Annotated in this window: 22 protein-coding genes; 18 read left to right on the plus strand and 4 right to left on the minus strand. The window is 61.1% G+C overall.

Features of this window, described 5'->3' with window-relative positions:
* Positions 1 to 43 precede the first annotated feature (43 nt).
* From acnB to ACHEXL_RS09550, 4 genes are all read right to left on the minus strand, one after another.
* Positions 44 to 2635 carry a bifunctional aconitate hydratase 2/2-methylisocitrate dehydratase gene (gene acnB / locus ACHEXL_RS09535; RefSeq protein WP_416559085.1) on the minus strand — a complete coding sequence of 864 codons (2592 nt, stop codon included), beginning with the start codon at positions 2633 to 2635 and terminating at the stop codon, positions 44 to 46.
* Between the two features lie 32 nt (positions 2636 to 2667).
* Positions 2668 to 3198, minus strand: a complete 531-nt coding sequence (locus ACHEXL_RS09540) for a hypothetical protein (RefSeq protein ID WP_416559086.1) — start codon at positions 3196 to 3198, stop codon at positions 2668 to 2670.
* Between the two features lie 29 nt (positions 3199 to 3227).
* The gene (locus tag ACHEXL_RS09545) at positions 3228 to 4154 is read right to left on the minus strand and encodes an HpcH/HpaI aldolase/citrate lyase family protein (protein ID WP_416561335.1); all 927 of its coding nucleotides are present in this window, start codon (positions 4152 to 4154) and stop codon (positions 3228 to 3230) included.
* A 109-nt stretch (positions 4155 to 4263) separates the two neighbouring features.
* Complete coding sequence (locus ACHEXL_RS09550; RefSeq protein ID WP_416559087.1) at positions 4264 to 5250, minus strand: malate dehydrogenase; 987 nt, start codon at positions 5248 to 5250, stop codon at positions 4264 to 4266.
* A gap of 240 nt (positions 5251 to 5490) precedes the next feature.
* Between ACHEXL_RS09550 and ACHEXL_RS09555 the strand changes: the two genes are divergently transcribed.
* From ACHEXL_RS09555 to accD, 18 genes are all read left to right on the plus strand, one after another.
* The gene (locus ACHEXL_RS09555) at positions 5491 to 6276 is read left to right on the plus strand and encodes a GntR family transcriptional regulator (protein ID WP_416559088.1); all 786 of its coding nucleotides are present in this window, start codon (positions 5491 to 5493) and stop codon (positions 6274 to 6276) included.
* Positions 6277 to 6407: 131 nt separating this feature from the next.
* Positions 6408 to 6839: a succinate dehydrogenase, cytochrome b556 subunit gene (gene sdhC, locus ACHEXL_RS09560; RefSeq protein WP_416559089.1), complete on the plus strand. Its 432-nt coding sequence runs from the start codon at positions 6408 to 6410 to the stop codon at positions 6837 to 6839.
* Positions 6840 to 6870: 31 nt separating this feature from the next.
* Complete coding sequence (sdhD, locus tag ACHEXL_RS09565) at positions 6871 to 7236, plus strand: succinate dehydrogenase, hydrophobic membrane anchor protein (RefSeq protein ID WP_108427439.1); 366 nt, start codon at positions 6871 to 6873, stop codon at positions 7234 to 7236.
* A gap of 54 nt (positions 7237 to 7290) precedes the next feature.
* Positions 7291 to 9096 (plus strand): succinate dehydrogenase flavoprotein subunit, encoded by a 1806-nt coding sequence (gene sdhA / locus ACHEXL_RS09570; RefSeq protein ID WP_416559090.1) that lies wholly within the window; start codon positions 7291 to 7293, stop codon positions 9094 to 9096.
* 63 nt (positions 9097 to 9159) lie between these two features.
* Positions 9160 to 9864 (plus strand): succinate dehydrogenase iron-sulfur subunit, encoded by a 705-nt coding sequence (locus tag ACHEXL_RS09575; protein ID WP_019427020.1) that lies wholly within the window; start codon positions 9160 to 9162, stop codon positions 9862 to 9864.
* Entirely contained in the window at positions 9864 to 10172 is a 309-nt protein-coding gene (locus ACHEXL_RS09580; protein WP_108332108.1) for a succinate dehydrogenase assembly factor 2, read from the plus strand. The genes ACHEXL_RS09575 and ACHEXL_RS09580 overlap by 1 nt, the downstream gene beginning before the upstream one ends.
* 41 nt (positions 10173 to 10213) lie before the next feature.
* The gene (locus tag ACHEXL_RS09585) at positions 10214 to 11512 is read left to right on the plus strand and encodes a citrate synthase (protein ID WP_416559091.1); all 1299 of its coding nucleotides are present in this window, start codon (positions 10214 to 10216) and stop codon (positions 11510 to 11512) included.
* A 326-nt stretch (positions 11513 to 11838) separates the two neighbouring features.
* Positions 11839 to 13260 (plus strand): 3-isopropylmalate dehydratase large subunit, encoded by a 1422-nt coding sequence (gene leuC / locus ACHEXL_RS09590; RefSeq protein WP_416559092.1) that lies wholly within the window; start codon positions 11839 to 11841, stop codon positions 13258 to 13260.
* A gap of 17 nt (positions 13261 to 13277) precedes the next feature.
* Positions 13278 to 13406: an entericidin A/B family lipoprotein gene (locus ACHEXL_RS09595; protein ID WP_108332105.1), complete on the plus strand. Its 129-nt coding sequence runs from the start codon at positions 13278 to 13280 to the stop codon at positions 13404 to 13406.
* A gap of 4 nt (positions 13407 to 13410) precedes the next feature.
* A complete protein-coding gene (gene leuD / locus ACHEXL_RS09600) occupies positions 13411 to 14064 on the plus strand; it encodes a 3-isopropylmalate dehydratase small subunit (RefSeq protein WP_416559093.1) in 654 nt (217 codons plus the stop codon).
* A 26-nt stretch (positions 14065 to 14090) separates the two neighbouring features.
* The gene (gene leuB / locus ACHEXL_RS09605; RefSeq protein WP_416559094.1) at positions 14091 to 15176 is read left to right on the plus strand and encodes a 3-isopropylmalate dehydrogenase; all 1086 of its coding nucleotides are present in this window, start codon (positions 14091 to 14093) and stop codon (positions 15174 to 15176) included.
* Positions 15177 to 15424: 248 nt separating this feature from the next.
* On the plus strand, positions 15425 to 16555 hold the full coding sequence (asd, locus tag ACHEXL_RS09610; protein WP_416559096.1) for an aspartate-semialdehyde dehydrogenase: 1131 nt from the start codon (positions 15425 to 15427) through the stop codon (positions 16553 to 16555).
* Positions 16556 to 16584: 29 nt separating this feature from the next.
* Complete coding sequence (locus ACHEXL_RS09615; protein ID WP_416559098.1) at positions 16585 to 18024, plus strand: type IV pilus assembly protein FimV; 1440 nt, start codon at positions 16585 to 16587, stop codon at positions 18022 to 18024.
* Complete coding sequence (truA, locus tag ACHEXL_RS09620; protein ID WP_416559100.1) at positions 18021 to 18806, plus strand: tRNA pseudouridine(38-40) synthase TruA; 786 nt, start codon at positions 18021 to 18023, stop codon at positions 18804 to 18806. The genes ACHEXL_RS09615 and truA overlap by 4 nt, the downstream gene beginning before the upstream one ends.
* Positions 18803 to 19510, plus strand: a complete 708-nt coding sequence (locus ACHEXL_RS09625) for a phosphoribosylanthranilate isomerase (protein ID WP_416559101.1) — start codon at positions 18803 to 18805, stop codon at positions 19508 to 19510. The genes truA and ACHEXL_RS09625 overlap by 4 nt, the downstream gene beginning before the upstream one ends.
* Positions 19511 to 19592: 82 nt before the next feature.
* A complete protein-coding gene (trpB, locus tag ACHEXL_RS09630) occupies positions 19593 to 20876 on the plus strand; it encodes a tryptophan synthase subunit beta (RefSeq protein WP_416559103.1) in 1284 nt (427 codons plus the stop codon).
* 10 nt (positions 20877 to 20886) lie between these two features.
* Positions 20887 to 21696, plus strand: a complete 810-nt coding sequence (gene trpA / locus ACHEXL_RS09635; protein ID WP_416559105.1) for a tryptophan synthase subunit alpha — start codon at positions 20887 to 20889, stop codon at positions 21694 to 21696.
* Positions 21697 to 21747: 51 nt separating this feature from the next.
* A complete protein-coding gene (gene accD / locus ACHEXL_RS09640; protein WP_416559107.1) occupies positions 21748 to 22620 on the plus strand; it encodes an acetyl-CoA carboxylase, carboxyltransferase subunit beta in 873 nt (290 codons plus the stop codon).
* Positions 22621 to 22676: the final 56 nt, after the last annotated feature.

Here is a 22676-nt window from a genome sequence, read left to right on the forward strand (position 1 = left end):
CCGCCGGCTTTCGCGGACGGGGCTCAGGCTCCAGCGAGGAGGATCAGGCGGTCACGCCTTTGGCATTTTCAACGTACTCGTCGATCTGGTTGAAGTTGAGGTACTTGTAGATCGCCGCGCCGTCTTTGTTCACAATGCCCATGGCTTCGTGGTACTCGGCGACGGTGGGAATGTGCCCCAGCTTGGACGCGATCGCCGCCAATTCGGCCGAGGCCAAAAACACATTGGTGTTCTTACCCAAGCGGTTAGGGAAATTGCGGGTGGAGGTGGACACCACGGTCGCGCCTTCGCGCACCTGGGCTTGGTTGCCCATGCACAGCGAGCAACCGGGCATTTCGGTGCGGGCACCTGCAGCGCCGAAGTTGGCGTAGTGGCCTTCTTTGATCAACTCGCTCTCGTCCATCTTGGTCGGTGGGGCGACCCACAGCTTGACGGGGATGTCGCGGCTGCCACCGAGCAGCTTGGCGGCTGCGCGGAAGTGACCGATGTTGGTCATGCACGAACCGATGAACGCTTCATCGATCTTGGTGCCGGCCACTTCGGACAGGAACTTGGCGTCATCCGGGTCATTGGGGCAGCAAAGGATCGGCTCTTTGATCTCGTTCATGTCGATCTCGATGACGTGCGCGTATTCAGCGTCCTTGTCGGCTTCGAGCAGCTCGGGCTTGGCCAACCAGGCTTCGACTTTCTCGATGCGGCGAGCCAGGGTTCGTGCGTCGGCGTAGCCGTCAGCGATCATGTTCTTCATGAGCACGATGTTGGACTTCAGGTACTCCTCGACCGGCTCTTTGTTGAGCTTGATGGTACAGCCAGCAGCCGAACGTTCGGCAGACGCGTCGGACAATTCAAACGCTTGCTCGACCTTCAGGTTGGGCAGGCCTTCGATTTCCAGAATGCGGCCCGAGAACTCGTTGATTTTGCCGGACTTGGCCACGGTGAGCAGGCCCTTCTTGATCGCATACAAGGGAATGGCGTGCACCAGATCACGCAGGGTCACGCCAGGCTGCATTTCGCCTTTGAAGCGCACCAAGATGGATTCAGGCATGTCCAGGGGCATGACGCCCGTGGCCGCACCAAAGGCTACCAAGCCGGAGCCAGCAGGGAAGGAAATGCCAATCGGGAAACGGGTGTGCGAGTCGCCACCGGTACCGACAGTGTCAGGCAACAACAAGCGGTTGAGCCAGCTGTGGATCACGCCGTCACCAGGGCGCAAGGACACACCGCCGCGGTTGCTGATGAAGGCCGGCAGTTCGCGGTGGGTCTTGACGTCCACGGACTTGGGATAAGCCGCAGTGTGGCAGAACGACTGCATCACCATGTCGGCACTGAAGCCGAGGCAAGCCAGGTCTTTCAATTCGTCGCGGGTCATGGGGCCGGTGGTGTCTTGCGAACCCACGGTGGTCATCTTAGGCTCGCAATAAGTGCCGGGGCGAACGCCCTGGCCTTCTGGCAAACCCACAGCGCGGCCGACCATCTTTTGGGCCAGTGTGAAACCGGCTTTGGTGGCAGCGGGGGGCGCGGGCAAGCGGAACACAGTGGAAGCGGGCAAACCCAGGAACTCGCGGGCCTTGGCGGTCAGGCTGCGGCCAATGATCAAGTTGATGCGGCCGCCAGCGCGGACTTCGTCGAAGAGCACGTCGCTCTTGAGCTTGAATTCGGTGACGGTGGCGCCGTTCTTCACGATCTTGCCGTCGTAGGGCAGGATGTCGATCACATCACCCATCTCCAGCTTCGACACGTCGACTTCAATCGGCAAGGCGCCAGAGTCTTCCTGGGTATTGAAAAAGATGGGAGCGATCTTGCCGCCCAAGGTCACACCACCAAAACGCTTGTTGGGCACAAACGGGATGTCTTGGCCGGTGGCCCAGATCACGCTGTTGGTGGCGGACTTACGGCTCGAGCCCGTGCCAACCACGTCGCCCACGTAGGCCACCAAGTGACCTTTTTTCTTGAGGTCATCGATGAACTGCATCGGGCCACGCTTGCCGTCTTCTTCAGGCTTGAACGCTGCGCCAGGGCGGGTGTTCTTGAGCATGGCCAAATAGTGCAGCGGGATGTCGGGGCGGCTCCAGGCATCGGGGGCGGGGGACAAGTCGTCGGTATTGGTTTCACCAGGCACCTTGAACACGGTGACGGTGATTTTCTTTTCGACTTCGGGGCGGCTGGTGAACCACTCGGCATCGGCCCAGCTTTGCATGACTTCTTTGGCTTTAGCGTTGCCGGCCTTGGCTTTCTCAGCGACATCGTTGAAAAAGTCGAACATCAGCAGGGTTTTCTTCAATGCTTCGGCAGCCACAGCGGCCACTTCAGCGTTGTCGAGCAACTCGATCAGGGGGTGCACGTTGTAGCCGCCCACCATGGTGCCCAGCAGCTCGGTGGCCTTGGCTTTGGAGACCAAGCCCACGTTGATTTCACCGTGGGCCACAGCGGCCAGGAAGGAGGCCTTGACCTTGGCGGCATCGTCCACACCCGGTGGTACGCGGTGCGTAAGCAGGTCCATCAAAAAGGCCTCTTCGCCAGCAGGTGGATTCTTGATCAATTCGATCAGTTCGGCCACTTGTTTGGCGTCCAAGGGCAGGGGCGGGATGCCCAAAGCAGCGCGTTCGGCTGCGTGTTCACGGTAGGCTTTCAACATGGTTTTTCTCCTGTCAGTCAAAGTTTCAAGATTTATCGCCCCATGCCTGTGGTATCGATCAGGCTGGGCGGGGGATTGGTTTTCATGTTCTCGGCAAAGGCCACCTGTTCGGCGTTGGCACATTCATCGGCCAGGCGACGGCCTTTGTTTTGGTCCATCAACATGGATTTGTTAGCCAACTGTAGCCAGACAGCGCCCGCTTTGCGGTCTTCCAGGCGGATCGCGCCTGTGCTGGTGGCCACCGGGTGCATGCGGTAGCGAAAGCCTTTGCCGTGCAGATAAAAATAGCCCGGCTGGGAGGTATCGGCTTCAAGTCGGACACTGGCACCCAGCTCGCAAGGCAACTGACCTTTGTGCACGCGCTCGGCGATGGCCAATTCTTCGAGACCCATTGGGGTATCGGGCTCGCGCCGAGGGACCTCGGCTGCTTTGGATTTGGAACCTGCTTTGACGGCTGAGGTCTTGGACTTGGCTTGCGATACTTTGGAGGAAGCTGCTGTCGATTGAGACCACGCTGGCCAAACCAGCAAGAACGTCATCAAGGCTGCCGTTATTTTCAGCATCACGATCTCCTTCGCACGAATGGTCTTCATCATGGAACAGATCGGGCCATATTGCCCGCAGCCGCAAAGAAAAGCTGAATCTCAGAAGGCAAACGACACCCTGTTTGGTGTGCGCGTTCGATGAGTTGCCAGAAAAACCGGTAACTGGCCCGGTCATGCAGTTGACCGGCGTGGCTGATGGGGGCCCATTGGGCAGCTTGCGCAGCCAGAATGATCTCGCTCGCCTGGGCGATTTGCGCTTCACCAGGGGCCATGGCCTCCAGAATGGGGCGGATCTGTTCGGGGTGGATGCTCCACATGCGGGTAAAACCCAGCTCGCGGGCCGCTTTTTGGGCAGCCATGCGAATGGCGCCGGGATTCTTGAATTCGGTGACCACGCAGTGCGAAGGCACTTTGCCGTGGGCGTGGCAGGCGCTGGCGATCTCGACCTTGGCACGCAGCACCAGCGGGTGGGTGAATTGTCCCTCGATACCCATGCCGTCAGCCGGTATCGCACCGCCATGAGCGGACACAAAGTCCATCAGGCCAAAGCTGATCGACTGCACCCGGGGATGGGCGGCGATGTCAAAGGCGCGGTGCACTGCGGCGGGCGATTCGATCAGCACATGCAGGGGCAAATCAGGAGCACCGGCGGCCAACAAGGCGGCCTGGGCATGCTCGACATCAGCCACGGTTTCGACTTTGGGCACCATGATGTGCGTCAAAACCTGACCAGCGTGGCCTGCGATGTGGGCCATGTCGGCTTCAAAACTGGGGTGGTCTACGGGGTGGACGCGCACCGCGATGCGGGCGTCAGGGCGGGCAGCGGTGGTGGCGAGGGCCAGTTCGGTGACCAGTGCAGCGTGTTCGGCTTCGCCACCGACGGGTGCGCCATCTTCGCAGTCCAGGGTGACATCAAAAACGCAGGTGCCGAACTCTTGCGTCATCTCGGCCTGCAGTTGCAGGCTTTTGCGCATCCTCGCTTCGACACCGCTGTAATGGTCGCAAACCGGCAGCTGAACGCTTGCGGCTTGCGCACCCAACAGGACGTTGCGAGGATGGCTCACTTGGATTTCTCGGCCTGAATCAGATCAGGTGAGCCACGCCAGCTTGCTCATCGGTCAACTCTTTCAGGGTCTTGTCGATGCAAGCCTGGCTGAATGCGTCGATTTCCAAGCCTTCAACGACTTTGTATTCGCCGTTTTCGCAGGTGACTGGGAAGCCGAACATGACATCTTTGGGGATGCCGTACCAGCCTTGCGATGGGATACCCATGGTGACCCACTTGCCGTTAGTGCCCAAGGCCCAGTCGCGCATGTGGTCGATGGCAGCGTTGGCAGCCGAAGCAGCCGAAGACAGACCACGGGCTTCGATGATCGCCGCGCCGCGCTTGCCCACGGTGGGCAAGAACACATTGGCATTCCATTCCTGGTCGTTGATCATGGCCTTGACGGATTCGCCGTTGATGGTGGCGAAACGGTAGTCGGCGTACATGGTGGGCGAGTGGTTGCCCCAAACGCACAGTTTTTCGATGTCGGCCACGGCTTTGCCGGTCTTGGCAGCGATTTGCGACAAGGCACGGTTGTGGTCCAGACGCAGCATGGCGGTGAAGTTGCCGGGCTTCAAGTCCGGTGCAGCTTTCATGGCGATGTAGGCATTGGTGTTGGCAGGGTTGCCCACGACCAGCACTTTCACATCACGCGAAGCGACGGCGTTCAGGGCCTTGCCCTGCGCAGTAAAGATGGCACCGTTGATGGCCAGCAGCTCAGCGCGTTCCATGCCGGGGCCGCGTGGGCGCGAACCGACCAGCAGGGCGTAGTCGGCGTCTTTGAAGGCGGTCATCGGGTCGCCATGGGCTTCCATGCCGACCAGCAAGGGGAACGCGCAGTCTTCGAGTTCCATCATCACGCCCTTGAGCGCCTTTTGGGGGCCTTCAACGGGCACTTCGAGCAATTGCAGGATGACGGGCTGGTCTTTGCCCAGCATTTCGCCGGAGGCGATGCGGAACAACAATGCGTAACCGATTTGACCTGCTGCGCCGGTAACGGCAACGCGGACGGGCTTTTTGCTCATGGTGGAAAACTCCAGAAGGTTGAAAACAAGGGCTGCAGTGCTGTACTGACCACTTTTGTCAGCAAGACTGTCCGGCTGGCCGGACCCGCGCCCACAAGTCCCGCAAAACAGGCATGAACGCAAGCAAACAGCGCAGAAGTGTACCCGCGAAAACCCTGAATCGTCAATTTGTCTTATGTCTTATATAAGATATGATGTGCCACCTGACGCGCAACTGACCCGCACGCCAGAATCCAACCCATGAACAACACTTCCCCATTGGCCGACAACAGCTCCCCCGCGACCGACACGTCAGCGCCAACGCCAGCATTCAGCCCGCTTTACCAGCAAATCAAGGGCTTGATTCTGCAGAATCTGCAATCAGGCGAGTGGAAGCCCGGCGAATCCATCCCCAGTGAAATGGAACTTGCCGCCCGCTACCGGGTCAGCCAAGGCACCGTGAGAAAAGCCATCGACGAACTGGCCAGCGACCACCTGCTGGTCCGGCGCCAGGGCAAAGGCACTTTTGTGGCCACCCATGCCGAGCACCATGTGCAATACCGATTCCTGAAACTGGTCCCCGACCGTGGCGACCTGGACACCGAGGGCCCCGCCCAGCGTGAAATCGTGGATTGCAAACGGCTTCGGGCCACCGCCGACATTGCTCGGGCGCTGGCCCTAAGAACTGGGGACACCGTCTTGCAAGTTCGCCGCGTACTTTCATTTGCGGGAATGCCTACCATTTTGGAAGACTTGTGGCTGCCTGCCGCACCCTTCAAAGGCCTGACCGCTGAACGACTCGCCGACTACCATGGGCCCATGTACGCGCTGTTTGAGACCGAGTTTGGCGTGCGAATGGTCCGCGCTGACGAGAAAATTCGTGCCGTCCTGCCCGATGCCACCCAAAGCGAGCTGCTCAAAGTGAATCCCGGCACCCCACTGCTGAGCGTGGAAAGGGTGGCATTTACCTACAACGACACCCCCATGGAGCTGCGCCGAGGCTTTTACCGTACCGAAAATCACCACTATTACAACGCCTTGAGCTGACAGGCCTGAAATGCACAAAAGATCTCCCAGCGCGTGTCGTGTGCAATGCTCATGTCAGTTTGTTGCGTTGCAATAGAATCCACCGGTTTGTGATCCAAATTACGAACGCGTTACACCCAGAAAGTACCCACATGACTGAACTCGCCCGAAAGCGGCCTGAATTCCGCAACATCAACGCCTTGAAAGATTTGCCGACGTACCGCCTCCCGGCGGCAGGCATCGTCTCCATCCTGCACCGCATCAGCGGCTTCCTGATGTTTTTGCTGATGCCCCTCATCATCTGGATGTTTGACAGTTCGATCACTTCGGAAATCTCTTTCGCCAAGTTGTCGGCCGCATTCAACGTCGGCCTCGGTTTCGTGCCCGGCTGGTTCATGAAGCTGGTGGCGCTGGCGCTGATCTGGGCGTACCTGCACCACTTCATTGCCGGTCTGCGTCACCTGTACATGGACATCTGCCATGCCGTCACCAAAGAATTCGGCAAATCCTCTGCCATCGTCACCCTGGTGCTCAGCATCGGCCTGACTGCTGTGCTCGGCGCCAAGATGTTTGGTTTGTACTGATCTGCCCCATAACAACAAAGGAAACTGACCTATGTCCGTGAACTACGGCTCCAAACGCATCGTGACCGGTGCTGGCTACGGCTTCCGTGACTGGCTCGCGCAACGCGTGACCGGCACCCTGATGGCCCTCTTTACCGTGATCTTGCTGGCCCAGGTGATCTTCACCGCTGGCCCCATCGGCTACGAAGAATGGGCTGGCATTTTTGCTTCCCAGTGGATGAAGGTTTTGACCTTCTCCGTCATCCTTTCCCTGCTGTACCACGTCTGGGTGGGCATGCGTGACATCTGGATGGATTACGTCAAACCACTGGCTGTGCGCCTGGTCTTGCACGTTTTCACCCTCGTCTGGCTGGTCGGCTGTGCCGGCTGGGCTGTTCAGGCCCTATGGCGCCTGTAACGCGTCAGCCCTTCGCCTGTCATTGCGCTGAAACCACACCAACCAAGTTAAACCATGAGCTATACCAAAGACAAAATCACCACCCGCAAGTTTGACGTCGTGATCGTCGGCGCCGGTGGTTCGGGCATGCGTGCCTCGCTGCAGCTGGCCCGTGCTGGCCTCAATGTCGCCGTCCTGTCCAAAGTGTTCCCGACCCGCTCGCACACCGTGGCGGCTCAAGGCGGCATCGGTGCAAGCCTGGGCAACATGTCCGACGACAACTGGCACTACCACTTCTACGACACCATCAAGGGCTCCGACTGGCTCGGCGACCAGGATGCGATCGAGTTCATGTGCCGCGAAGCGCCCAAGGTCGTGTACGACCTGGAGCACATGGGCATGCCTTTTGACCGCAACCCGGACGGCACGATTTACCAGCGCCCCTTTGGCGGCCACACCGCCAACTACGGCGAAAAGCCTGTGCAACGCGCTTGCGCTGCGGCTGACCGCACCGGCCACGCCATGCTGCACACCTTGTACCAGCAAAACGTCGCCGCCAAAACCAGCTTCTTTGTGGAGTGGATGGCGCTGGACCTGATCCGCGACGCCGAAGGCGACGTGGTCGGTGTGACCGCTCTGGAGATGGAAACCGGCGACCTGCACGTCCTGCACGCCAAAACCGTGCTGATGGCCACCGGCGGCGCAGGCCGCATTTACGCCGCCTCCACCAACGCCTTCATCAACACCGGTGACGGCCTGGGCATGGCAGCACGCGCTGGCATCCCCTTGGAAGACATGGAGTTCTGGCAATTCCACCCCACTGGCGTGGCCGGTGCTGGCGTGTTGTTGACCGAAGGCTGCCGTGGCGAAGGCGCGATCTTGCTCAACAGCAATGGCGAGCGCTTCATGGAACGTTATGCGCCCACCCTGAAAGACCTGGCCCCGCGTGACTTCGTGTCCCGCTGCATGGACCAGGAAATCAAGGAAGGCCGTGGCTGTGGCCCGAACAAAGACTACGTGCTGCTCAAGCTGGACCACTTGGGCTCTGACACCATCCACAAACGACTGCCTTCGGTGTACGAAATCGGCGTGAACTTCGCCAACGTCGACATCACCAAAGAGCCGATCCCCGTGGTGCCCACCATCCACTACCAAATGGGCGGTATCCCCACCAACATCAACGGCCAGGTCGTGACGCAAACCGCCACCGACCACAACGCCGTGGTCAACGGTTTGTATGCCGTGGGCGAATGCTCTTGCGTGTCGGTGCACGGCGCCAACCGCCTGGGCACCAACTCGCTGCTCGACTTGCTGGTGTTCGGCCGTGCTGCCGGCAACCACATCGTCGACTTCGCCTCCAAGACCAAGTCGCACAAGCCTTTGCCCGCCGACGCTGCAGACTACACGCTGAGCCGCTTGAACAAGCTCGAAGGCCGTGGCGGCGAATACGCCCAGGACGTAGCCAACGACATGCGCGCCACCATGCAGCAACACGCGGGTGTGTTCCGCACCCAAGCCTCGATGGACGAAGGCGTGCAAAAGATCGCCGCCATCCGCGAGCGCGTCAATGCGATTGGCCTGAAAGACACTTCCAAAGTGTTCAACACCGCCCGCATCGAAGCCCTGGAGGTGGACAACCTGATCGAGAGCGCACAAGCCACCATGGTGTCTGCCGCTGCCCGCCGTGAGTGCCGTGGTGCCCATACCGTGAGCGACTACGAGCGCCCCGTGGACGACGCCGTGGCCCCACTGGGTCGCGACGACGCCAACTGGATGAAGCACACCCTGTGGCACAGCGCATCCAACAGCCTGACCTACAAGCCTGTGAAGCTCAAGCCCCTCACGGTGGACTCGGTGCCGCCCAAGGTTCGCACGTTCTAAAGATTGTCTGGACCGCGCACTCCAAGTGGCGGTCAACCACCCGAATACACCAGGAGTTCTTTCATGACCCTACGCACTTTCCAGATCTACCGCTACGACCCTGACAAGGACGCCAAGCCTTACATGCAAACCATCCAGGTCGAACTGGACGGCAATGAACGCATGCTGCTCGACGCCCTGATGAAGCTCAAGGCCGTAGACCCCAGCATTTCCTTCCGCCGCTCCTGCCGCGAAGGTGTGTGTGGCTCTGACGCGATGAACATCAACGGCAAAAACGGCCTGGCGTGTCTCACCAACATGAACACCCTGCCCGGCACCATTGTGCTCAAGCCCCTGCCCGGCCTGCCCGTGATCCGCGACGTGATCGTGGACATGACCCAGTTCTTCAAGCAGTACCACTCGATCAAGCCCTACTTGATCAACAGCACCATCCCGCCTGAGACCGAGCGCCTGCAAAGCCCGGAAGAGCGTGACGAGCTCAACGGTTTGTACGAATGCATCTTGTGCGCCAGCTGCTCGACCAGCTGCCCCAGCTTCTGGTGGAACCCCGACAAGTTCGTGGGCCCCGCTGGTTTGCTGCAGGCTTACCGCTTCATTGCCGACAGCCGCGACGAAGCCACCGCTGAGCGCTTGGACAACCTGGAAGACCCTTACCGTTTGTTCCGCTGCCACACCATCATGAACTGCGTCGATGTCTGCCCCAAGGGTCTGAACCCCACCAAGGCCATCGGCAAGATCAAAGAGATGATGGTTCGCCGCGCCGTCTGATGACTGTTACCCCCATCCTGGAAGACGCATCGCTGGTCGGCGCTGACCGCCTCGCCCCTTTGAGCGAGCGGTCGCTGAGCAAGCTGCGCTGGCGCAGCCGACGCGGTCTGCTCGAAAACGATCTGTTCATCGAGCGCTTCTTCAACCGGCACGCTGCTTGCTTGACGGTTGGTCAGGCCCGGGGGATGTACGTGCTGATGGACCTGTCAGACAACGATCTCATGGACTTGCTGTTGCGCCGCAAGGAATTGCAACCCGAGATCAGCACCGAAGAGGTGCGCGAAGTCCTGGACATGCTGAGAGCGTGAACCGAACTGGTTCGCACCTGGAAATTTAGAGGAAACCCACCATGAAACTCGCCGATAACAAAGCCACCCTGTCGTTCTCCAACGGCAGCCCCAGCATCGACATGCCCGTGTACTCGGGCAATATCGGTCCGGACGTCATTGACATCCGTAAGCTGTACGCACAAAGCGGCATGTTCACCTATGACCCGGGTTTCCTGTCTACGGCTTCCTGCCAATCGGCCATCACCTACATCGACGGCGACAAGGGCGAACTGCTGTACCGCGGCTACCCCATCGAACAGCTGGCCAACAAGGCCGACTACTTGGACACCTGCTACCTGCTCTTGAACGGCGAACTGCCCGTAGGCCAGCAAAGCAAGGATTTCCACAAGCTCGTGAACCAGCACACCATGGTCAACGAGCAGATGCAGTTCTTCTTGCGCGGCTTCCGCCGTGACGCGCACCCCATGGCCGTGTTGACTGGCCTGGTCGGTGCTTTGTCGGCCTTCTACCACGACAGCACCGACATCAACAACCCTGAGCACCGCCACATCGCCGCGATCCGCCTGATCGCCAAGATGCCGACCCTGGTGTCCATGGCCTATAAATACGGCGTGGGCCAGCCTTATATGTACCCCCGCAACGACCTGTCGTACGCTGGCAACTTCCTGCGAATGATGTTCGGCACCCCTTGCGAAGAGTACAAGGTCAACCCCGTGCTCGAGCGCGCCATGGACCGCATCTTCACACTGCACGCAGACCACGAACAAAACGCTTCGACCTCCACCGTGCGTCTGTGCGGCTCGTCCGGCACCAACCCGTTCGCTGCCATCGCAGCGGGTGTGGCTTGCCTCTGGGGCCCTGCCCACGGCGGCGCCAACGAGGCCTGCCTGAACATGCTGGAAGACATCCAGAAAATGGGCGGCGTCTCCAAAGTAGGCGAATTCATGAACCAGGTCAAGGACAAGAACTCCGGCGTCAAGCTGATGGGCTTCGGTCACCGTGTTTACAAAAACTACGACCCCCGCGCCAAATTGATGCAGGAGACTTGTGATGAAGTGCTGAAAGAACTGGGCCTGGAAAACGACCCCTTGTTCAAGCTGGCCAAAGAACTGGAAAAGATCGCCCTGGAAGACGAATACTTCGTCAGCCGCAAGCTCTACCCCAACGTCGACTTCTACTCCGGCATCGTGCAACGCGCCATCGGCATCCCGGTGAACCTGTTCACCGGCGTGTTCGCCCTGGCCCGTACCGTCGGCTGGATCGCCCAACTGAACGAAATGATCAGCGACCCAGAATACAAAATCGGCCGCCCACGCCAGCTGTTCACCGGCTCCCCACGCCGCGACGTGCAGCGTTGATCGGTTTTCAACCGAATCCAAAAGCCCGCCGGAATGCGGGCTTTTTTCATGGTCAAAGCCAAGCCCGTGTCGGCAAACCGAATTGACCCCCACTGATGCGTCAAGTCAAAACAACTTGAGTGGCTGGGGGTAGGGGCTGACAGGCCGATTTGCTGGCGCGAAGCGACTGATGAGACCTGGCAGCCCCTGCCCACAGACGCGCAAGTCCCCGCAACGGCCTGATCTCGTTCAAGCAAGTCCCCACAGAGACCTCAGGCCCTGGAAAGCAGCCCAGGATACCGCCCTCTATCCGCATAAAATGGCAAGCTGCACAGCAAGGAAGCTCCATGGCACGCACGCTTTACGACAAGATCTGGGACGAACACGTCGTCCACACCGAAGAAGACGGCACCTCCGTCCTCTACATCGACCGCCATCTGGTGCACGAAGTCACCAGTCCCCAAGCTTTTGAAGGCCTGCGCCAAGCCGGCCGCAAAGTCTGGCGCGTGAGCTCCATCGTGGCCACCGCTGACCACAACACCCCGACCACCGGCTGGGAACTGGGCTACGACGGCATCACAGACCCGATCAGCAAAGAACAAATCACCACGCTCGACGCGAACATGAAAGAAACCGGTTCGGCCGCGTTCTTTCCTTTCCTGTCCAAGCGCCAAGGCATCGTGCACGTCATTGGCCCTGAAAACGGCGCCACCCTGCCCGGCATGACCGTGGTCTGCGGCGACTCGCACACCTCCACCCACGGCGCGTTTGGCGCATTGGCCCACGGCATCGGCACCTCCGAAGTCGAACACGTCATGGCCACCCAAACTCTGCTGGCCAAAAAAGCCAAGAACATGCTGGTCAAGGTCGAGGGCACGCTGGCCAAAGGCCTCACGGGCAAAGACATCGTGCTGGCCATCATCGGCAAGATCGGCACCGCAGGCGGCACCGGCTACACCATCGAATTCGCAGGCTCGGCCATCCGCGCTTTGAGCATGGAAGGCCGCATGACGGTTTGCAACATGGCCATCGAAGCCGGGGCACGCGCGGGTCTGGTGGCGGTGGACGAGAAAACCATCGAGTACGTCAAAGGCAGACTGCTCTCGCCCACGGGCGTCGAGTGGGACCAGGCCGTGGCCTACTGGAAGACCCTGCAGTCCGACCCCAGTGCGCACTTTGACGCGGTGGTCGAGCTGGACGCCAGCGCCATCGTGCCGCAGGTCACCTGGGGCACCTCGCCCGAGATGGTGCTGGGCATCGACGGCCACACGCCCGACCCGGACAAGGAAAAAGACGACGTCAAGCGCGATGCCATCGAACGCGCCCTGACCTACATGGGCCTGCAGCCCGGCAAGGCGCTGTCCGACATCACCATCGACAAGGTCTTCATCGGTTCGTGCACCAACAGCCGCATCGAAGACATGCGTGAAGCCGCGGCCATCGTCAAAAAGCTGGGCCAGAAAGTCGCCAAGAACGTCAAGCTGGCCATGGTCGTGCCCGGTTCGGGCTTGGTCAAGGAACAAGCCGAGCGCGAAGGCCTGCATGAGATCTTCAAGGCCGCAGGCTTTGAATGGCGCGAACCCGGCTGCTCCATGTGCCTGGCCATGAACGCCGACCGCCTCGAGCCCGGCGAGCGCTGCGCCTCGACCAGCAACCGCAACTTCGAAGGCCGTCAGGGCGCGGGTGGGCGCACCCACCTGGTCAGCCCCGCCATGGCTGCTGCTGCGGCCGTGCACGGCCACTTTGTCGACATCCGCAAATTCGCCTGAACCCAAGGAGCCTGGTCATGAAAACACTGATTCGCCTGACCCTGATCGCCAGCCTGCTGAGCCTGGCCGCGTGCAACACCGTGCGCGGCATTGGCCAGGACATCGAAAAACTGGGCTCCACCATCGAAGGCGCTGCCAAGAAATAAAGCCATGCAAAAATTCACTTTACTCAAAGGCCTGGTGGCCCCGATGGACCGCGCGAACGTGGACACCGACGCCATCATCCCCAAGCAATTCCTCAAGTCGATCCGCAAAACCGGCTTTGGCCCCAACCTGTTCGATGAATGGCGCTACCTGGACGTGGGCTACCCCGGCCAGGACCCGGCCAGCCGCAAGCCCAACCCGGACTTCGTGCTCAACCAGCCGCGCTATCAGGGCGCCAGCATCCTGCTGGCCCGCAAGAACTTCGGCTGCGGTTCATCGCGTGAACACGCCCCCTGGGCCATCGACCAGTACGGCTTTCGCTGCGTGATCGCACCCAGCTTTGCCGACATCTTCTTCAACAACTGCTTCAAAAACGGCCTGCTGCCCATCGTGTTGCCCGAAGCCGTGGTGGCCCAACTGTTTGACGAAGTCGCCGCCTTCCCCGGCTACGAACTCACGGTGGACCTGGAGCGTCAAGTCATCGTGCGCCCGCAAGCCGAAGAAATTCCGTTCGAGGTGCAAGCCTTCCGCAAGTACTGCCTGCTCAACGGTCTGGACGACATCGGCCTGACCCTGCGCCATGCCGACAAGATCAAGGCATTTGAAGCCGAGCGCCTGGCCACCAAGCCTTGGTTGGCCCACACCGCCGTCAACGCCTAAGCCCTCAAGAACACACGAGAGTCCCCATGAAAATCGCAGTCCTCCCCGGTGATGGCATCGGCACAGAAATCGTCGCCGAAGCCGTCAAAGTCCTGAACACGCTCGACCTGAAGTTCGAGATGGAAACCGCCTTGGTGGGCGGCGCCGCCTACGACGCCTATGGTCATCCCCTTCCCGAAGCCACGCTCAAGCTGGCCATGGACAGTGATGCCGTGCTGTTTGGCGCAGTGGGCGACTGGAAATACGACAAGCTCGACCGCCCTCTGCGCCCTGAGCAGGCCATCCTGGGCCTGCGCAAAAACATGGGTCTGTTCGCCAACTTCCGTCCGGCCATTTGCTACGAGCAGCTGGTGGGCGCGTCCAGCCTCAAGCCCGAGCTGATCGCAGGTTTGGACATCCTGATCATCCGAGAACTGACTGGTGACATTTATTTTGGCCAGCCACGCGGTCGCCGCATCGCCACCGATGGCCACTTTCCTGGCGCGGAAGAAGCGTTTGACACCATGCGCTACTCCAAGCCCGAGATCGAGCGCATCGCGCATGTGGCCTTCCAGGCCGCCCGCAAGCGCAAGGCGGCGGGCACCGAAGGCCGCGTGACCAGCGTGGACAAGGCCAACGTGCTCGAGACCTTCCAGTTCTGGAAAGACGTGGTCACCGAGGTGGGCAAAGAGTACCCCGACATCGCCTTGGACCACATGTATGTGGACAACGCCGCGATGCAATTGGTCAAGGAACCCAAGCGCTTTGACGTGGTGGTCACGGGCAATATGTTCGGTGACATCCTGTCCGACGAAGCCTCCATGCTCACGGGCTCGATCGGCATGCTGCCCTCGGCCAGCCTGAACACCAAGAACCAGGGCCTGTACGAACCCAGCCACGGCAGCGCTCCCGACATCGCGGGCAAAGGCGTGGCCAACCCGCTGGCCACCATCTTGTCCGCTGCCATGATGCTGCGTTTCAGCCTGAACCAGCCCGAAGCCGCCCAGCGCATCGAAGCGGCTGTGCAAAAAGTGCTGGCCCAGGGCCTGCGCACAGGCGACATCTGGAGCGAAGGCACCACCAAGGTGGGCACCGCGCAAATGGGTGATGCGGTGGTCAAGGCCCTGGCTTGAGACCCGTGGATGCTGTCAGCAAGCGCTCAGGCAGCATCCATTACAATTTCGGCTATGTTCCACGCCCGCCTGTTCTCCCTGAACTTCGTTTCTGCTGCAACGGCAGAAGCTGGCGCGCGTGCAAATTCCACAAAAACCACGACCATTAAGGGCTGATCCGGCCTGGTTCGTCGTGCGCCCCTCCCGGCCAGACGAGCCGGGCAAACAGTCTGGTCTGACACTGTTTTAAAAACTGAAAGGGCGTTGAAATGAGCAAGTTAGTAGGTTTGGTGGGCTGGCGCGGCATGGTCGGCTCGGTGTTGATGGACCGCATGATTCAGGAAAAAGACTTTGACCTGATCGAGCCCTTGTTCTTCTCCACATCCAATGCCGGCGGCAAAGCCCCCGCGATGGCCAAGAACGAAACGACGCTGCAAGACGCTTTCGACATTGAACAGCTCAAGCGCTGCGAGATCATCATCACCGCGCAGGGCGGCGACTACACCTCCGAAGTCTTCCCCAAGCTGCGCGCTGCCGGCTGGAACGGTCACTGGATCGACGCGGCTTCGACTTTGCGCATGGAAAAAGACGCGGTCATCATCCTGGACCCGGTGAACATGCCCGTGATCAAGAACGCCCTGGCCCACGGCGGCAAGAACTGGGTGGGCGGCAACTGCACCGTCTCGTGCATGCTGATGGGTGTGGGTGCCTTGTACAAGGCGGGTCTGGTCGAGTGGATGAGCACCCAGACTTACCAGGCGGCATCGGGCGGCGGTGCACAGCACATGCGCGAGCTGCTGACCCAATACGGCACGCTGAATGCCGAAGTCAAAGCCCTGCTGGACGACCCCAAGAGCGCGATTCTCGAAATCGACCGCAAAGTGATCGCCAAGCAGCGCGCCTTGACCGGTGCAGAGACCGCCAACTTTGGCGTGCCGCTGGGCGGCTCGCTGATCCCCTGGATCGACAAGGATCTGGGCAACGGCATGTCCAAGGAAGAGTGGAAAGGCATGGCCGAAACCAACAAGATTTTGGGTATGGGCGAGGGTTTTGGCTCTTCCGCTATTCCCGTGGACGGTTTCTGCGTGCGCGTGGGCGCGATGCGTTGCCACAGCCAGGCGCTGACCTTCAAGTTGAAAAAAGACGTGCCCGTGGCCGACATCGAAGCCATGATCGCTGCCGACAACCCCTGGGTCAAAGTGGTGCCCAACACCCGCGAAGCCACCATCCGTGACCTGACCCCCGTGGCCGTGACCGGCACCATGACCATCCCGGTGGGCCGTGTGCGCAAGCTGGCCATGGGTCCCGAGTACGTGGGCGCGTTCACCATCGGTGACCAGCTGCTGTGGGGCGCGGCCGAGCCGCTGCGCCGCATGCTGCGCATCCTGCTCGACGCTTGATATTGGTCCGACCCACGCCCCCTGACGCTATGTCCAGCAAGCGCCGCTCCAAGCCCTGCCCTCCTGTACTGGTCAGGTCTTGGGCCGTGACCTCGGTGCTGGCCTGCGTCAGCTTGAGTGTGAAGGCCCTGAGTCTGGGCCAGCCTGCGGTGGAATCTGGCCTTGGCCAGCCCCTGCGGGCGGCCGTTGAAATCACGCAATACAAGGTCGAAGACCTGCGCAGGCTCCAAGTGCAACTGGCCGAACCCGCCCGTTTTGAACAAGCGGGCATGGCATTTCATCCGGCCCTGAGCGGTCTGCAGGTCCGCCTGGAGTTTCGCGGCGACGGCAAGCCTTACATCGCCTTGTCCGGCCAAACGCCCGTCAACGAACATTTCATCGATGTCATCGTGGAGGCCCAGTGGCCCTCTGGCCGTCTGGCCATGAATTACACACTGTTGGTTTCACCCGTCGGCGCTGACAAGACTCGCCCCGAAAAAGCCCCGGGTGATGCATCCATCACTGCCCCGGTGGTCTCCCCGCAAGCCCTGGCCTCCGGCGTGCTACCCACGGTCGACAACGGCTCAGCGAAAGACGTCGTCACGGTGCAAGCAGGTGACACGGCTTCGAAGTTGGCCTTACCTCGCCTGCCCCAAGGTGTATCGCTGGAGCAAATGCTGTTGGCCATGGTGCGGGCCAACCCAGAAGCTTTCATCGAAGGCAATGTGAACCTGTTGCGCGAAGGCGCGCAGGTGAGCCTCCCCCTGGCGCAAGAGGCCACGCAGGTTTCGGCCGAAGAAGCGCGGCAAACCGTGATCGCGCAGACTGTGGACTTTGCGGCCTATGCACGCCGCTTGGCCCAATCTGCGCTGAAAGCCCAGGACAGCCCCAGCCGTGAGATAACCGGCAAAGTCGGCCCAGCGCTGCCACCCACCGCGCCTTCGCCGCCTGAGCGCGATCAACTGATCCTGAGCCAACGCGATGTCACTGTGCGCAGCGCAGAAGCACAACTGGCCATAGAGCGAGAAATCCAGGACAAAACCGAGCAACTGGCTGCGCTGAAAAAGAACCTGGAATCCCTCAAGTCCTTGTCGGCCGCGACCGATGCCGCAGTGGGCTTGCCCACGGAGACCTCGCCGCTGAAGCCCAGCTTGCCCGCTGCAGTTGCCGAGTTGCCCGCCACCTCCTGGCTGGACCGGATCCGCCACAGCCCCTCTATTGGCGTGTGGGCGGCGGCACTTTTGGCGGGTATGGCAGCTTGGGTGTGGTGGGCCAGACGCCGCCCCGGCCGAGAAGAAGATTTGTTTGGCACGCACCCAACCCTGAGCCCTGCGTGGGAACCCACGCAGCCGCAGGACAAGGTCACGACCTTGCCGCCACTGCCCTCCGGCTTGCCGCCGCAATTTGCCAACCTGGACTTGAACCTGACGCCCGCACCGGACGCCCATGCCGCGCCACCTGCGCCGTCCCCACAGGGCCCCAAGCCGTGAGACTCGCGCTGGGCATTTGCTATTCAGGCACCCGTTACCAAGGCTGGCAGAGCCAGGCCACGGGCCTGACGATCCAGGACAAACTCGAAAAAGCCCTGGCGCAATTTGCCGATGTGCCCCGCGTCAGCACCTTGTGCGCAGGCCGCACCGATGCGGGCGTGCACGGCTTGATGCAAGTGGTGCACTTCGACACCGAGATCGAGCGCGACACGCACTCCTGGGTGCGCGGCACCAACCGCTATTTGCCCCCCGACATAGCGGTCCAATGGGCGCAGGTCGTACCCGAGACTTTCCATTGCCGTGCCAGTGCCACAGGCCGGCGCTACATCTATGTGGTGCTCGACTCGATCGTGCGCCCCAGCCTGGAGGCAGGCCGCGTGGGCTGGGTGTATCGCCCACTAGCCGAAGCACCCATGCGCGAAGCCAGCCAGCACCTGCTGGGCGAGCACGATTTTTCATCGTTTCGGGCCAGCAGCTGCCAAGCCTTGTCGCCCGTCAAAACGCTGCGGCACATCCGCATCACCCGGCATGGCGCTTATTGGCGCTTCGAATTCGAGGGCAACGCCTTTTTGCACCACATGATCCGCAACATCATGGGTTGCCTGGTGACCATTGGCCAAGGCAACCAGTCCCCCGACTGGATGCGCGAAGTGCTGCTGGCCAAAAGCCGGGATGCGGCAGCGCCCACGTTTTCGCCCGACGGCTTGTACTTTGCCGGGCCCATCTACAGCCCCGATTGGGGCCTGCCCGACACCACCCCCGCTTTTGATTGGTTGCCATGAGCCCCAGCCACACAGCCACCAGCCCTGCCCCGCAGCAACGCACCCGCATCAAGATGTGCGGCTTCACCCGCGAAGCGGATGTGTTGGCCGCCTGCGCCATGGGTGCCGACGCCATTGGTTTTGTGCTGTATCCGCCGAGTCCGCGCAGCGTGAGCCTCGAGCGCGCAGCCGAGTTGGCCCGCCTGCTGCCCGCTTTTGTGACGCCCGTGTTGCTCTTCGTCAACGAGACGCCCGAGCGCATCGCGTTGGCTTGCGCGGCCGTGCCCGGCGCATTGCTGCAGTTTCATGGTGACGAGTCGGCCGACTTCTGCCAAGACATGTCGCAGCGCACGGGCCGCCCCCACCTCAAAGCCGCCCGAATCCCCCTGTCCGAGGTCCATGACTTCGACTTGCTAGAATTTGCCCACCTTCATCACGCAGCCCAAGCCCTTTTGCTCGACGCCCATGTCGACGGATACGGCGGCGGCGGCAAAACATTCCATTGGTCACGCCTGCCACCAAACGTCAATGCTCACCTCGTTTTGTCTGGTGGACTCACACCTGCAAACGTGGGCGATGGCATTCGGGCGCTGCGCACGCATGGCCTGTCTCTGGCCGTTGACGTGAGCTCGGGCATCGAAGCAGGCAAGGGCCTCAAAGATGCCGACAAAATGCGGCAGTTTGTCCAAGCGGTGCGCACCGCTGACAACGCCGCTCCCCTTTGAATTCAACCCCAGGTCCGTTCGGGCCGCACAGGCAACCCCCTCTGCGTTGCCAACACCGAACGACCCCAACCGATTGAGCACCATGTACGAGTACCAACAACCCGACGTCAAAGGCCATTTCGGCGTGTATGGCGGCAGTTTCGTCAGCGAAACCCTGACCCACGCCATCAACGAGCTCAAAGCCGCCTACGCCCAGTACCAGCACGACCCGGCCTTCATCGCCGAATTCAAGTCGGAACTGGCCCACTTTGTGGGCCGCCCCTCGCCCGTTTACCACGCGGCACGCATGAGCCGCGAGATGGGTGGCGCACAAATCTTCTTGAAGCGCGAAGACCTCAACCACACCGGTGCCCACAAGATCAACAACACCATCGGCCAGGCCATGCTGGCCAAGCGCATGGGCAAGCCGCGCATCATTGCCGAGACGGGCGCCGGCCAGCACGGCGTGGCCACCGCCACCATCTGCGCCCGTTATGGCCTGGAATGCGTGGTTTACATGGGTGCAGAAGACGTCAAACGCCAAAGCCCCAACGTCTATCGCATGAAGCTGCTGGGCGCGACCGTGGTGCCCGTGGAGTCGGGCAGCAAAACCCTCAAGGACGCCCTGAACGAAGCCATGCGCGACTGGGTGGCCAATGTGGACAACACCTTCTACATCATCGGCACCGTGGCAGGACCCCACCCCTACCCCATGATGGTGCGCGACTTCCAGAGCGTGATCGGCGAAGAGTGCCTCACTCAAATGCCCGAGATGTTCAAGTCACTCCAAATGGCAGAGCAGCAACCCGATGCCGTGATCGCCTGTGTGGGCGGTGGCAGCAACGCCATGGGCATCTTCTACCCCTACATTCCTTACGAGAAAACCCGCCTGATCGGCGTAGAAGCCGCGGGCGAAGGCATGGACACGAACAAACACTCCGCTTCGCTGCAACTGGGCTCGCCCGGCGTGCTGCACGGCAACCGCACCTACATCCTGCAAGACGAAAACGGCCAGATCACCGAGACGCACAGCGTGAGCGCTGGTCTGGACTACCCTGGCGTGGGCCCCGAGCACGCCTTCTTGAAGGACATTGGCCGCGCCGAGTACGTGGGCATCACCGACAAGGAAGCGCTCGACGCCTTCCACTACCTGTGCCGCACCGAAGGCATCATCCCCGCGCTCGAATCGAGCCATGCCGTGGCCTACGCCATGAAACTGGCCAAAACCATGCGCCCGGACCAAAGCATTCTGGTCAACCTGTCAGGCCGTGGCGACAAGGACATCGGCACCGTGGCCGATTTGTCGAACGCCGACTTCTACTGCCGCCCCAGCTGCCAAGGCCAATCGGTCAAAGGTGGCGAGCAGCCTGTGAACTTTGTGAAGTGAAGGCCAGATCATGAGCCGCATCGACGCCACCCTCTCTACCCTGAAAGCCCAGGGCCGCAAAGCCCTGATTCCGTATGTCACGGCAGGCTTCCCCCAAAAAACCACCACCGTGCCCCTGATGCACGCCATGGCCGATGCCGGGGCCGACATCATCGAGTTGGGGGTGCCGTTTTCCGACCCCTCGGCCGATGGCCCTGTCATCCAGAAGGCAGGCGACAAAGCGCTGGCCTTGGGCATTGGCACCGTGCAGGTGCTGGCCATGGTGCGCGAATTCCGCCAAACCAACACCACCACACCGGTGGTACTGATGGGTTACGCCAACCCGGTGGAGCGCTACGACCAAAAACACGGCGCTGACAGCTTCATTCGCGACGCATCAAACGCGGGTGTGGACGGCGTGCTGATCGTGGACTACCCGCCCGAAGAGTGCGTGGAATTTGCTGCCAAGCTGCGCGCCCACAACATGGACCTGATCTTTTTACTGGCCCCCACCAGCACCGACGAACGCATGCAGCAGGTGGCGCAAGTCGCCAGCGGTTATGTCTATTACGTGTCGCTCAAAGGTGTGACCGGCTCGGGTACGCTCGACACCGACGCGGTCGAGGCCATGCTGCCGCGCATCCGCCAGCATGTCAGCGTGCCCGTGGGCGTGGGCTTTGGCATCCGCGACGCGCAGACGGCCAAAGCCATCAGCCGCGTGGCCGACGCGGTGGTGATCGGCTCACGCCTGATCCAGCTGATCGACGCAGCCCCGGAAGCCCAGATCAACACCGTGGCATCGGACTTTTTGCGTGGTATTCGCCAGGCCCTGGACGCCTGAACAGGCCTGCCGACGTTTCAACGATAATTCGCCGCACAAGGAGAAACCCTCATGAGTTGGCTCGAAAAACTGCTCCCCCCCAAGATTCAGCACACCGACCCGGCCGACCGCCGCTCGGTGCCGGAAGGCTTGTGGGTCAAGTGCCCCAGCTGCGAGACGGTGCTGTACAAAACCGATCTGGAAGAAAACCAGAACGTCTGCCCCGGCTGCTCACACCACCTGCGCATCGGTGCCCGTGCCCGCCTGAACGCTTTTCTGGACGGCGAAGGCCGCTACGAGATTGGCCAGGAGGTGGTCCCTGTCGATGCGCTCAAATTCAAGGACAGCCGCAAATACCCGGAGCGCCTGAAAGAGGCCATGAACAACACCGGCGAAACCGACGCCCTGGTGGTCATGGGCGGCGCCGTGCACAACATCGAGGTCGTGGCTGCTTGCTTCGAGTTCGATTTCATGGGCGGCTCCATGGGCTCGGTCGTGGGTGAGCGCTTTGTGCGCGGCGTGGAGACCGCCATCGCGCAAAAAGTGCCTTTTGTTTGCTTCACGGCCACAGGCGGTGCCCGCATGCAAGAAGGCTTGCTCTCGCTCATGCAAATGGCCAAAACCAACGCCGCTTTGACCCGCCTGGCCAAAAAAGGCCTGCCCTACATCAGCGTGCTGACCGACCCCACCATGGGTGGCGTGTCGGCCGGTTTTGCCTTTTTGGGCGACGTGGTGATTGCAGAGCCCAAGGCCTTGATCGGTTTTGCTGGCCCGCGCGTCATCGAGAGCACTGTGCGCGTGACCTTGCCCGAAGGCTTTCAGCGGGCCGAGTTTTTGCAAACCAAGGGTGCAGTGGACTTCATCTGCGACCGCCGCGAACTGCGCAAAACCATCGCCAGCACCCTGGCCATGCTGCAACGCCAGCCGGCAGATGCGGTGAGCTGAAACCAACCCAAGCCAGCGCCCCCAAAACAAAGCCCTCTTCGGAGGGCTTTGTCACT

It is taken from the genome of Limnohabitans sp. YIMB22184, assembly GCF_048020265.1.
Taxonomy (GTDB): domain Bacteria; phylum Pseudomonadota; class Gammaproteobacteria; order Burkholderiales; family Burkholderiaceae_C; genus Limnohabitans_A.